We start from the raw sequence: 12,472 nt of genomic DNA on the forward strand, positions 1-12,472 counted from the left end.
AGTCCGTCAAGGATGCACTTCTCACCCCCTAAAGAACCCGAGCAGGAGCACACTCTCATGGATAGCCAGCGCATCCGCCAGCCCGCCTTGGCCGGCAAAGTCATGTCCGCCGCCGAGGCGGCCACCTTCTTCCACAATGGCATGACCATCGGCCTGAGCGGATTCACCCGCGCCGGCGACGCCAAGGCCATGCCGCGTGCGCTGGCCGACCGGGCGGCGCAGGAAGAACTGCATTTCACCGTCATCACCGGCGCCTCGCTGGGCAATGGCAGCGACGGCCTCATGGCCGAAGCGGGCCTGCTGGCGCGACGCCTGCCTTTCCAGGTCGATCCGACCCTGCGCCGCAAGATCAATGCGGGTGAGGTGATGTTCATCGACCAGCATCTCTCGGAGACCGCCGAACAGCTGCGCAGCGGCACGCCCTCGCGCATCGACATCGCCGTCATCGAAGCCGCCGCCATCACCGAGGAGGGCATCGTGCCGACCATGTCGGTGGGCAATTCGGCCAGCTTCGTGGAGCAGGCCCGGCAGATCGTCATCGAACTCAATACCAGCGTGCCGCTGGCGCTGGAAGGCTTGCACGACATCTACCTGCCGGCGGCCCGTCCGGCGCGTGAACCGATCCCGTTGACGGTGGCGGACCAGCGCATCGGCAGCACCACCATCCCCTTCGATCCGGCCAAGGTGGTGGCCATCGTGCTCACGCAGACGCCCGACAGCCCCTCGTCGGTCTTGCCGCCCGATGACGAGACCCGCGCCATCGCCGGTCACGTCATCCATTTCCTCGAATGCGAAGTGGAAGCGGGTCGCCTGCCGCATACGCTGGCGCCGCTGCAGGCGGGTATCGGCACCATTGCCAATGCGGTGCTGCATGGACTGGTGGAGTCGCCCTTCCGCAACCTGGTGATGTATTCGGAAGTCTTGCAGGACAGCGCCATCGACCTGCTCGATTCGGGCCAGCTGGCTTTTGCGTCGGCCTCGTCGATCACGCTGTCGCAGGACAAGTATGCGCATTTCCTGGCCAACATCGACCGTTACCGCGACAAGGTGGTGCTGCGTCCGCAAGAGATCAGCAACCATCCTGAACTGGTGCGCCGGCTGGGCATCATCGGCTTGAATACGGCGCTGGAGTTCGACCTCTACGGTAATGTCAATTCCACCCACGTGGGCGGCACCCACATGATGAACGGCATTGGCGGCTCGGGCGACTTTGCGCGCAATGGACAGATCTCGATCTTCGTGTCCAAGTCGGTGGCCAAGGATGGCGCCATTTCCAGCGTGGTGCCGATGGTCTCGCACGTGGACCACAGCGAGCATGATGTGGATGTGCTGGTCACTGAATGGGGCCTGGCCGACCTGCGCGGTCTGGCGCCGCGCGAGCGGGCGGTGAAGGTCATCGAACAGTGCTGCCATCCTGACTATCGCGCCCAGCTGCGCGACTACTTCGAGCGCGCCTGCCAGGCTGGCGGCCACACCCCGCACCTGCTGGGCGAGGCCTTCTCGTGGCACCAGCACTATGCCCAGCATCGCACCATGCGACTGGACCAGCGCGCCGGCTAGACGCAGCGCAGGACGATCAGGGCCGCAAGGCCCCCCAGCCCACAGCCTGATGCACCACGGACGGCATGGCCTCTTTCATGGTGTCGATGAAGTGGCGCAGCCGCGCGGGCTGGAAGCGGGCATAGGGATAGAGCAGGCAGACTGGCAGCGGGGCCGGCTGCCAGTCCGGCAGCAACTGCACCAGTCGGCCCGCGGCCACATCTTCATTGAGCACCCAGGACGAACCGACGGCCACGCCCAGTCCCTCGACGGCGGTATTGCGCAGGGCGTACAGGCTGTCGGTGACCAATTGCGGACGGAAGGAGACCTGGCGCTGCTCGCCCGTGTGGGCGTGGGTGAGGGTGACTTCGCGGCGGTAGAAGGCGGGAATGGCAATCCAGGGCAACTCGGCCAGGTCGGCGGGTTGGCGCGGCATGGGGCGGCCAGCCAGCACCGAGGGCGCCGCCACGGTCATGCGCGGCACTTCGGCCAGGTGGATGGCCACCACCGAGGGATCGTTGACCTCGCCGACCTGGATGGCGCAGTCGATGCCCTGGCTGATGAAATCGGCGGCGCGGTCATGCAGCAGCCATTCCACCGTGATGCGCGGATGCTGGCGCATGAACTGCGCCAACGGTCCGATCAGCTGCTTCTGCCCGAAGGCATGCGGCACCACCACGCGCAGCGAACCCTCGGCATGCTGGCGCGCACCGCGCAGCTCGTTTTCGAAATCATCCCAGCCGGCCAGCAATTCCTTGGCGCGCTCGTAGCAGCGCTCGCCGTCCTCGGTCATCTTCATCGCGTGGGTGGAGCGTTGCAGCAGGCGCACGCCGAGCGAGCGCTCCAGCGTCTGCAGGCGGCGGCTGATGGTGGGCTGGGTGGTGGCCAGTTGCGCGGCGGCGGCCGAGAGGCTGCCGGCTTCGACGATGCGCACGAAGATCTGCATGAGCTCGATGCGGTCGGTCAGGCCGGTGGCCGAGAAGGCGGGGGAGGCTGGGGCAGAGGGCTTGGTCATACGGCTAACGTATAACAATTCTGCCGCCGGCGCTACTACCGCAACCCCGCCGGGTAGCGGAAAATCCGTTCCAACGCTGGCAGAGAGGGGATTTCCCGGGCCGGCAGCACGACTACCTGAACGGAGTTTCCACCATGAATACCATTCAAAAGACGCATACAGGCCACACCGGCGCACAGTCGGGCGCACCGGCCCATGGGCTGTCTTCTTCGCTGATCCTGTTGCTGGCCTCGGGGGCCGGCCTGGCCGTGGCCTCGCTGTATTACTCGCAACCCATGCTGGGAGTGCTGGCCGATGACATCGGTGCCTCCGAACGCGCCGTCGGCATGGTGCCCATGTCCACGCAGCTCGGCTATGCGCTGGGCATCCTGTTGCTGGCGCCGCTGGGCGACCGGTATGACCGTCGCCGCATCATCCTGATCAAGGCTGCCATCCTGACGGCGGCGCTGCTGCTGGCTGGCGCGGCCTCGGGCGTGGGTGCGCTGCTGGCGGCCAGCCTGGCGGTGGGGCTGACAGCCACATTGGCCCAGGATATCGTCCCGGCGGCGGCCAGCCTGGCGCCGGAACAAAGCCGGGGCCGCGTCGTGGGCACCGTCATGACGGGCTTGCTGCTGGGCATCCTGCTCTCACGGGTGGTCAGCGGATTCGTGGCCGAGCACTTTGGCTGGCGCACCATGTTCGTGGCGGCGGCGGCCAGCATCGCCCTGATCGGGGTGGCGGCGTGGCGCGGGCTGCCGCGCTTCCATCCGACGACGCACCTGTCGTATGGCGCGTTGATGGCTTCGCTGGCGACCTTGTTCAAGAAGCATGGGGCGCTGCGCCGTGCCGCGCTGGCGCAAGGCTTGCTCTCGATCGGTTTCTCGGCCTTCTGGTCGACCCTGGCGGTGATGCTGCACGGTGCGCCGTTCCACCTCGGCAGCGCAGCGGCCGGTGCATTCGGCCTGGCAGGCGCAGCTGGTGCACTGGCCGCACCGTTGGCAGGGCGCATCTCGGACAAGAAGGGCCCGGAACTGGTGACCCGTCTGGGCGTGGGCCTGGCCATCGTGTCCTTCGGCGCCATGGCGCTGTCGCCGTGGTTCTCGACCCAGGGGCAGCTGGTGCTGCTGGCGGTGGCTGCGGTGGGCTTTGATCTGGGCGTGCAGGCTACCCTGGTGGCGCACCAGACCATCGTCTACAGCATCGAGCCCGGCGCTCGCAGCCGCCTCAACGCCATCCTCTTCGTCGGCATGTTCATCGGCATGGCCGCTGGTGCAGCGCTAGGCAGCCTGGTGCTGGCGCAATGGGGCTGGATTGCCGTGGTGGCGCTGGCAACGTTGGCAGCTGGCTTGGCGCTGGTGGTGCGCCTCTGGCCGGGCGCTGCGCAAGCCCGCTGATGCGGGGACCGCTACGGCGGTGAAGATGCAGCAAGCAACGGTCTCGACTTTGTCGAGGCCGTTTTTTTTTTTATATTTTTCCAGCGGGCGGGGAAATAACCCTGCTGATGAAATCATCAAATGACAATCATTCTCATCTATAATCGGTGACCGTTCGTCGTGACGCAGCTCCTGCGGCCCGACGTGACCGCAAGGGAGACAAGACATGAACGAAGAAACACAGCCCACACAGCCCACACCAGCCCCCGACCCTGCGTCGATGGAACACGCTATTCTGCTGCGCCACCTGGCCGCCGTGCAGAAGCGCTGCAGTGAACTGCTGACGCAGCAGGCGCAGGAAATCGCCCGCCTGCGCGGCCAGACCATGCAATTGCGCGCCCAGATCATTGCCCGGGACAGCGCCCTGGCCTGGGCGCAGGCCGACCGCGCCGCGCTGGAAGCGGCCGCGCCGGACCTGGCGCCGCGCGTGCGGCTGGCGCGCAAGGTCAAGGAGCTGCATGCACGGCTGCAAGACCTGATGCGCGAGAAATTGCAGATGCCGATCTCGGCCAGCCTACCCTCGGCGGCCGAGCCCGACCTGTCGGAACTGGAGGCCGGCATCGTCGCGGCCGACCTGGTGATCTGCCAGACCGGGTGCTTGAGCCACGGCGACTACTGGCGCGTGCAAGACCATTGCAAGCGCACCGGCAAGACCTGCGTGCTGGTCGAGCAACCAGAACACTACCGGGTCGTGCGCATCCACCAGGTCCACGAGGCGCTGCAGCTCGACAGTGACGGCTGAGGAAGGGCAGGCCGGCGGTAACGGCATTGTTAATGGTAATCACTATCATTTATACTGGACACTTTGCAGCCTTTGCTTGCCCTTCTGCCCACCTGTCCAGGGATGCCGGTTCCCATGTCTATCGAAGCCCTCTATTGCGACCACCATTCCTGGCTCAAGGGATGGCTGCAGCGTCGTCTCGGCAATAGCGAGCAGGCGGCGGACCTGGCGCAGGACACCTTCCTGCGCCTGCTGGGCAGCGAGCGGGTGCCCAGCGTGATCCATGAGCCGCGCGCCTACCTGACCACGGTGGCGCAACGGCTGGTATCGAACCTGTGGCGACGCGAGAAACTGGAGCAGGCCTACCTGGAGGCGCTGGCGCAGGCCCCGGTGGCGCTGGCGCCCTCGCCGCAGGAGCAGGCCATCCTGCTGGAAACCCTGCTGGAGCTGGACCAGTTGCTCGACGAACTGCCTTCCATCGTGCGCCGCGCTTTCCTGCTCTCGCAGCTCGACGGCCTGACCCACGCCCAGGTCGCAGCCGCCCTGGGCATTTCCATCCCGACGGTGAAACGCTACCTGGTCAAGGCCTTGCAGCGCTGCTATTTCGCCGACATCTCCTTCAGCGCCTGAAGAGCCGGGGCAGGCGTTGGCGCATTCATCCTGGTACCAGCCCACCGCCGACGCCGCCGGGGTGCCGCCGCAGGTGGCCGAGCGGGCGGTGGAATGGCTGCTGGAGCTGCAAACCCAGCCGCTTGCGCCCGCCACCCTGGAAGCCTGGGAGGCCTGGCGGCGCGCGCATCCCGACCATGAGCGCGCCTGGCGACGCATCGAATCGGTACGTGGTCGGCTGCAAGGGCTCGCCTCGCCGGTCAATGCCGCCATCGCCCAGGCCGCGCTCACACCCGCGCCCTCCGGAAACCGCCGCCAGGCCATCAAGACGCTGGCGCTGCTGGTCGTTGGCGGCAGCGTGGCCTGGGGACTCAGTCGCACCGAACCCTGGCAGCAATGGCGCGCCGACCTGCGCACCGGTATCGGCCAGCAACGCCGCCTGGTGCTGGAAGACGGCAGCCAGTTGGCGCTCAACACCGACACCACCGTCAACCTGGCCTTCAGCGCCGAGGAGCGCCGCCTGCGCCTCATCAGCGGCGAGCTGCTGGTGACGACCGGCAAGGCCGGCGGCGGCCGGCCTTTCCTGGTGGAGACGGCGCAAGGCCTGGCCTACGCCCTCGGCACCCGTTACGCGGTGCGCCAGCGCGAGGGCCGCACCGAGGTCAGCGTCTGGGAAGGTGCGGTACGCCTGGTCCCGCGCCAGGCAGCGCAAGAAGTGCTGGTGTTGCAGGCCGGCCAGCAGGCCGCCTTCAGCGCGCAAGGCGTGGGCGATGTCACGACAGCCGATGAGACCCGCATGGCCTGGACCGATGGCGTGATCGTGGCGCGCGGCATGCGGCTGGACGCCTTCCTGGCCGAACTGGGCCGCTATACCACCGACCGGCTCAACTGCGCGCCGTCCGTGGGCGGCGTGCGGATCTCGGGCTCCTATCCGGTGGCCGACAGCGACGCCGTCATCGCCACCCTGGCCGCCGCGCTGGGGCTGCAGGCCCAACTGCGTCAGCGCTTCTGGGGGGGCCGCCAGTGGTACCTGGCGCCGTCGCCCGATGCTTTCTGACCCGACCTGGAACCAGCGTATCGACATGAGGCAGGCAAGCAAGGCAGGACAGTGGCGGCGCACAGCAGCGCTGCTGCTGGCGCTGTCGGGCAGCGTCACGGCGCAGGCCCAGGCGACATGGCGCAGCTACGCCATCCCGGCAGGCAAGCTGGAAGACGCGCTTGCCCGCTTCGGCCAGGAAGCCGGGTTGTTGTTGTCGTTCCGGCCCGAGCAGACGGCCGGCATGCACAGTGAAGGACTGGCGGGGCAGTATGAGAGCGAGCAGGGCCTGGCTGCGCTGCTGGCCGGCACCGGCCTGCAAGCGATACGTCAAGCCAATGGCAGCTATCTGCTCAGGCCGGTCGACACGGTGGCCAGCACGCCCCTGCCGACTGTGACGATCCGGGCGACGGCCGATACCTCGGCGTATGCGGGGGGTTACCTGGCCCGCGGCGGCGCGCTGGGCGTACTGGGCAATACGGCGGTGATGGATATCCCGCTGGCGACCCTGAACTACACCAGTGAACTCTTGCAGGACCAGCAGGCCCGCACCGTGGCCGACGCCGTGCTCAACGATGCGTCCATTCGCATGCTCACCTCCACGGGCGGCTTTGGCGAGACCTACCAGATCCGTGGCTACGGGCTCACCAGCGGTGATGTGGGCGTCAATGGGCTGTTCGGACTGGCCTCCGGCAACCGCATGCCGGCGGTAATGATCGAACGGGTGGAAGTGCTCAAGGGGCCGGGTACGCTGTTGCATGGCATCAGCCCCGAGGGCAGCATCGGCGGCAGCATCAACCTGGTGACCAAGCGTGCCGAGGACGAGCCGCTGACCCGTTTGACTGTGCTCTATCAGAGCCGCCGCCAGCCGGGCGTGCAGGCGGATCTGGGCCGTCGCTTCGGTGCGCAGGACGCCTGGGGCATCCGCTTCAACACCGTCTTGCGCCGGGGCGAGGCCAGCATTGCCGGCGGCCGCCAGGACGTCGGTGCCGGCGCGCTGGCGCTGGACTACCGGGGCCGCGGATGGCGCTGGTCATTGGATGCCTACCGGCAGCGCGAGAACAGCAGCGACTTCCGTCCGCAGGTCGGCTTCTTGCCGGGTGTGACGGCGCTGCCGGCCCCGCCTGCGGGGGACCTGGATTTCTTTTCAGGCAACCAGCTGAGCTTCCAGGACGATGCACTGCTCATGCGGGTGGACGCCGATCTCAGCGAGCAGCTCAGCGCCTACGCCGCTGTGGGCCAGCGACGCAGCGCCACCCAGCAGAACCTGCCCACCGGCTCGGTGGACGCCAGCGGCGCTGGGAGCGTGCGCAATGCCTATTACGACACCGCCAGCCGCACGCTCAGCGCCGACGCCGGGCTGCGCCTGCAAGCGGCCACCGGAGCGGTGCGGCACGGCGTGTCGCTGGGTGTCACACGGCTCAGGCAGCAGGCCGGCAATGCCTACCTGGTCTCAGCCGACAGCAGCGCCTACAGCCTGTATGCCCCGGCCATGCTGCCCGTCATCAGCGGGGCGCGCACTGAACCGCGCAAGGCCTATGACATGACGCTGGACAGCCTGTCGCTGACCGATACGCTGCGGCTGCTGGATGATCATCTGCAGGTTCTGGTGGGCGCGCGTCGCCAGTCAGTGCGTTATGACAGCTTCGATACTGTCAGCGGTGCGCAGGTCTCTTCCTATGAGGCCAGCGCCATCTCCCCCCTGCTGGGCTTGGTGCTCAAGCCCGTGGCGGGGCTCTCGCTCTATGCCAACACCACCTCCGGGCTCACGCGCGGCACCATCGTTCCCACCGGCATGGTCAATGCCGGCCAGGTGCTGGCGCCCTATCGCTCGCGCCAGCTGGAGGCGGGGGCCAAGCTGGACTGGGGCAAGGTGATGACGCAAGTAGCGCTGTTCCAGATCGACAACCCCAGCGCCGTCATCACCACCCAGGCCGGCACACCCGCCGGCAGCTCCTACGGCTATGATGGCCGCCAGCGCAATCGCGGGCTGGAACTGTCGGCCTATGGCGAGGCCGGGCGTGGCCTGCGCCTTCTGGCTAGCGCCACGTTCTATGACGCCCGGCTGCTGCGCACCGAAAATGGTCTCAACGATGGCCGCGTCGCCCCTGGTGTGCCGCTGCATACCGCCAACCTGGGCCTGGACTGGGACGCCCGGTGGCTACCCGGGCTGGCCTTCTCGGGCCGCATGATCCACACCGGCCCGGTCTACTACGACGCCGCCAACACCCTGCGCCTGCCCGGCTGGACGCGCTGGGACCTGGGCGTGCGCTATGCCAGCGGCCAGGGCGAACACCCGATGGTCTGGCGACTCAATGTCGAGAACCTCTTCAATCGCAGCGCCTGGCTGCTGGACAAACCCTACGTCACGGTGACTGCGCCGCGCACGGTGTTGTTGTCGGTGCAGCTGGACTGGTAAGGCCAGGGTGGGGGAGCCCCGCGCTACGCATTGACGGCACAGGCTTTCCTCTTTATTATTTCTGTCACGACAGAAATTAGAGAAATCTCTCATCATGGAACTAGGACCGACCGCGCAGCAATATGTGCTTCACTGGGGCGAGATGGGGACGCGCTGGGGCGTCAACCGCACGGTAGCGCAGATACAAGCGCTGTTGTTCCTGGCCGACCAGCCCTTGCACGCCGAGGAAATCTCGGAAACCCTCCAGGTAGCGCGCTCCAACGTCAGCAACAGTCTCAAGGAGCTGCAGAGCTGGGGACTGGTGCGCATCACCCATATTGCAGGTGACCGGCGCGACCATTTCGTGGCCTTGCAAGATGTGTGGGAAATATTCCGCGTGATCGTGGAAGAGCGCAAGCGGCGCGAAATCGACCCTACCCTCACTGTGCTGCGCGACTGCGCCGCCGGGGCATCAGACGACCAGACCCTGAGCCGCGCAGCCCAGGCGAGGATGGATCAGGCGCTGGATTTTCTGGAAATGCTCACCTCCAGCTATGAAGACTACAAGCACCTGCCGCCCACAACACTCAAGCGCTTCCTCAAGATGGGCGGCAAGGTGGCGCGGCTGTTGAGCAGTGACGAGAAAAACTAGGCAGTGCGCTCTGCACCCGGATTGCTTGGCATTCCGGGTGTTTTTTTGGACACCTATTTCTGTTTATTCAGAAATTACAGACAATATTCCTCCTGGAGTTGCCATGAAAATCCTGGTTCTCGGCGCCACCGGCGCCATTGGTGCGTCGGTCCTGCGCGCACTCACCGATGCGGGGCACGAGGCCATCGCCGGCTCCCGCCAGCGCCGGGGACCCTCTGAGGGCAGGCGCATCGATTTTGCCGACCTGCAGAGCTCAGCACAGTGGGACCGCGAGCTCGTCGGCATCGATGTCGTGGTCAATTGCGTGGGGCTGATCACTGAAGAACAAGCTGGGCAATTCGACCTCGTACATCACCGCGTCCCGCAGGCGCTGGCAGCCTCCTGCGTGCGGGCCGACTGTGCGCTCATCCATGTATCCGCGCTGGGCAGCGACAGCCGTTCCGAGGCGGGCTACTGGCGCAGCAAAGGCTTGGGCGAAGAAGCACTGGCGCGGCAAGACCTGCACTGCACCATCCTGCGGCCCTCGCTGGTGTTCAGCCCGCAAGGCGCCAGCAGCCAGCTGATGATGCGGCTGGCGACGCTGCCGCTGATGTTCATCCCGGGTGCACAGGTGCCGGTACGCCCGGTGCATGTGGACGATGTAGCGGCGCTGGTGGTGAGACTGGTGAAGATGAGGGGCGACGATCAGGCCTGGCCGCGCCGCATTGAGGTGGCTGGCCCGCGCACCATTTCCCTGTCGCACTATATCGCGCTGTTGCGCCAAGGGATGCAAGCGCCCTCGGGCTGGCTGGGCAGCCTGCCATTCGCGCTGACGCAGCCCCTGGCAAGGATGACGACAGGGTTGAGGCTGCCCTTGCTGGCAGCCGAACCGCTTTCCATGCTGGCCGCCAGTGCAGACGGGCGGCTGTGCCCCGACACCCCGGTGATGAACCAGCTCTTGCCCCGGCCCAGCCGCGATCCAGCGCATTTCTGTACGCCCGACATGCGTGCCGGGGCCACGCTGGGCTGGGGATACCCAGCCTTGACGCTGGTCATTGCCCTGCTCTGGCTGAGCACGGCCTATGTATCGTGGTTCGCCTGGCCGCACGCCGTGAGCCAGATCTGGCTGGCGGCGTGCGGTATTCCAGCTGCCTTGCAAGAGCCCGTCCTGCTGGGCGCGAGCATGCTCGACGCCGCCATCGGCATCGCACTGCTGGTAGGCCTGGTTCGCTCAGCCCGCTGGCTGAGGTGGTTGTGGCCGCTGCAGGCGGCGCTGGTGGCGGCCTACACGCTCATGATGAGCCTGTGGCTGCCGCAATTCTGGGCACATCCCTTCGGCCCCTTGTCCAAGAACCTGCCCCTGCTGCTGCTCTTTTGCGTCATGTGGCGCCTGCGTTGAAAGGAAAGAAAATGGACTACCTCAGCATCAAATGGCTGCACATCCTCTCGGCCACCTTCATGTTCGGCACCGGATTCGGCACGGCCTTCTACATGTTCTTCGTCAACCGCAGCCACAACGTGCAGGCCATCGCTGTGGTCACCCGCTGGGTGGCGCGCGCCGACTGGTGGTTCACCACGCCCTCGGTGATCATCCAGCCGCTGTCTGGCTTCTGGATGATGTATGTGGCCGGCTACCCTTTGCAGGCGAACTGGGTGCGCTGGTCCCTGGCCTTGTATGCGCTGGCCGGGCTCTGCTGGCTGCCAGTCGTCTGGCTGCAACTGCAGATGCGCGACATGGCCAATGCGGCTGCGCGCGAGAATCAGGCATTGCCTGCCCGGTACTGGCGCTACGAGAAGATATGGACGGCACTGGGTTTCCCCGCTTTTGGTGGACTGCTGGTGGTGTACTGGCTGATGGTCCACAAGCCAAGCTGATCCGCAGGTTTTCTGCCGGGGAACATCACGTGCAACACCCAACGTTACGGTCACATCTTCTATAATCGTCGCCAGGAGACAACCCATCGCCAGCAGTTGCCAGACAGATATCGCGCCGATCCGGCACGGTACGCGGCGACGATGCAGCGAGCAACGCACGGTGAACGGCATGGCACTGTATTTCAAGAACAAGCGACACAAGACTTTCCTGGGCGCCCCCGTGGGCTGGCCGTTGATGTTCCTGATGGCCATCGACCTGTGCATTGCCACGCTGATGTTCCTGTCGGATCATGACTGGAGCGGCCTGATCCTGCTCTATCCCCCGGTGGCGCTGGCCTTGGCCATGCTGGCCGATGCCCGCAAGGAAAAGCAGGCCGCCGAGCAAGCCCAACGTCAGGCTGCACGCCGCCAGGGCCGCTGACTACGCCGCCAGGCCCAGTGCGTCAGCGCTGAGCCGGCCTCCCCGAATCGCCACGCCTTGCCCCGATGACCCAAGCCTCCAATCGCGCCGCGCTGCTGCTGGTATCCCGCCTGAATTTCTCCTATCCCGGCCTGGACCTGTTCCAGGATTTCTCGGCCCGCGTCGTTCCCGGCGTGACCTTGGTGCGCGGCGGCGATGGTCGTGGCAAGACCACGCTGCTCAACCTGCTGGCCGGGCTCATGCCGGTACGCGATGGCGTGCTGGAACTGGATGGTCTGCGCCTGGACAGCGAACCCGAGAATTACCGGCGCCAGGTCTTCTTCATCGATCCCCGTACCGAGGCGTATGAGCAGATGACGCCACCGGAAGTCTTCGCCGCCCTGGCCGAACGCTATCCGCATTTTGATCACGGGCGCTTGCCGGCGCTGACGGAAGGCCTGTCACTCACGCCGCATCTGGAGAAGAAGCTCTTCATGCTCTCCACCGGCAGCAAGCGCAAGGTCTACCTGGCCGCCGCCTTCGCCGCGCAGGCCATGCTGACCTTGCTGGACGATCCCTATGCCAGCCTGGATCGCGCTTCCATCAACTTCGTTGCGGCCACGCTGGATGCACATGCTGAGGATGCGCGGCAGGCGTGGGTGGTGGCCATGTATGAAGCGCCGCAAGCTATCAGGCTGGCCGGGACTATCGATCTCGGGGACTGAGCGGCAGTCTTCGAAGCCGTTGCCGCATGGGCTGCGGCATCTGACCTCACCCCATCTTTCCTCGCATCCAGATTCCTCGTGTTGCGTGCACGGGCAGCTCGCCTTCGCGTG

The 12,472-nt window shown here is 66.2% G+C and carries 12 protein-coding genes; 11 read left to right on the forward strand and 1 reads right to left on the reverse strand.

The genetic code is table 11. The features are described 5' to 3' along the window. Nucleotides 1–57: 57 nt before the first annotated feature. Nucleotides 58–1,560 carry an acetyl-CoA hydrolase/transferase family protein gene (locus BGK68_RS05240; RefSeq protein ID WP_075256197.1) on the forward strand — a complete coding sequence of 501 codons (1,503 nt, stop codon included), beginning with the start codon at nt 58–60 and terminating at the stop codon, nt 1,558–1,560. A 16-nt stretch (nt 1,561–1,576) separates the two neighbouring features. On the opposite strand, the gene BGK68_RS05245 is transcribed toward BGK68_RS05240, so the two are convergent. Beyond that, a complete protein-coding gene (locus tag BGK68_RS05245; protein WP_075256198.1) occupies nt 1,577–2,554 on the reverse strand; it encodes a LysR family transcriptional regulator in 978 nt (325 codons plus the stop codon). A gap of 134 nt (nt 2,555–2,688) precedes the next feature. Here BGK68_RS05245 and BGK68_RS05250 point away from each other — a divergent pair, with 134 nt between their 5' ends. The 10 genes from BGK68_RS05250 (at nt 2,689) to BGK68_RS05295 (ending at nt 12,361) form a co-directional block, all read left to right on the forward strand. After that, on the forward strand, nt 2,689–3,927 hold the full coding sequence (locus BGK68_RS05250) for an MFS transporter (RefSeq protein ID WP_075256199.1): 1,239 nt from the start codon (nt 2,689–2,691) through the stop codon (nt 3,925–3,927). A 205-nt stretch (nt 3,928–4,132) separates the two neighbouring features. After that, a complete protein-coding gene (locus BGK68_RS05255; protein WP_075256200.1) occupies nt 4,133–4,708 on the forward strand; it encodes a DUF2325 domain-containing protein in 576 nt (191 codons plus the stop codon). A 114-nt stretch (nt 4,709–4,822) separates the two neighbouring features. Beyond that, nucleotides 4,823–5,317, forward strand: a complete 495-nt coding sequence (locus tag BGK68_RS05260) for a sigma-70 family RNA polymerase sigma factor (protein WP_269147543.1) — start codon at nt 4,823–4,825, stop codon at nt 5,315–5,317. A gap of 16 nt (nt 5,318–5,333) precedes the next feature. Further along, entirely contained in the window at nt 5,334–6,353 is a 1,020-nt protein-coding gene (locus BGK68_RS05265) for a FecR domain-containing protein (RefSeq protein ID WP_075256201.1), read from the forward strand. A 25-nt stretch (nt 6,354–6,378) separates the two neighbouring features. Then, nucleotides 6,379–8,751 (forward strand): TonB-dependent receptor, encoded by a 2,373-nt coding sequence (locus BGK68_RS05270; RefSeq protein WP_083657728.1) that lies wholly within the window; start codon nt 6,379–6,381, stop codon nt 8,749–8,751. Between the two features lie 94 nt (nt 8,752–8,845). Beyond that, entirely contained in the window at nt 8,846–9,382 is a 537-nt protein-coding gene (locus BGK68_RS05275; protein ID WP_075256202.1) for a GbsR/MarR family transcriptional regulator, read from the forward strand. A 103-nt stretch (nt 9,383–9,485) separates the two neighbouring features. Next, nucleotides 9,486–10,760, forward strand: a complete 1,275-nt coding sequence (locus BGK68_RS05280; RefSeq protein ID WP_075256203.1) for an SDR family oxidoreductase — start codon at nt 9,486–9,488, stop codon at nt 10,758–10,760. 11 nt (nt 10,761–10,771) lie between these two features. Then, nucleotides 10,772–11,236 (forward strand): DUF2269 family protein, encoded by a 465-nt coding sequence (locus tag BGK68_RS05285; protein WP_075256204.1) that lies wholly within the window; start codon nt 10,772–10,774, stop codon nt 11,234–11,236. 169 nt (nt 11,237–11,405) lie between these two features. Then, complete coding sequence (locus tag BGK68_RS05290) at nt 11,406–11,657, forward strand: hypothetical protein (protein WP_075259688.1); 252 nt, start codon at nt 11,406–11,408, stop codon at nt 11,655–11,657. 65 nt (nt 11,658–11,722) lie between these two features. Beyond that, the gene (locus BGK68_RS05295) at nt 11,723–12,361 is read left to right on the forward strand and encodes an ABC transporter ATP-binding protein (RefSeq protein WP_075256205.1); all 639 of its coding nucleotides are present in this window, start codon (nt 11,723–11,725) and stop codon (nt 12,359–12,361) included. The last annotated feature ends 111 nt before the right edge of the window (nt 12,362–12,472 follow it).

This window comes from Herbaspirillum camelliae (genome assembly GCF_001929405.1).
Classification (GTDB): Bacteria; Pseudomonadota; Gammaproteobacteria; order Burkholderiales; family Burkholderiaceae_D; genus Herbaspirillum; species Herbaspirillum seropedicae.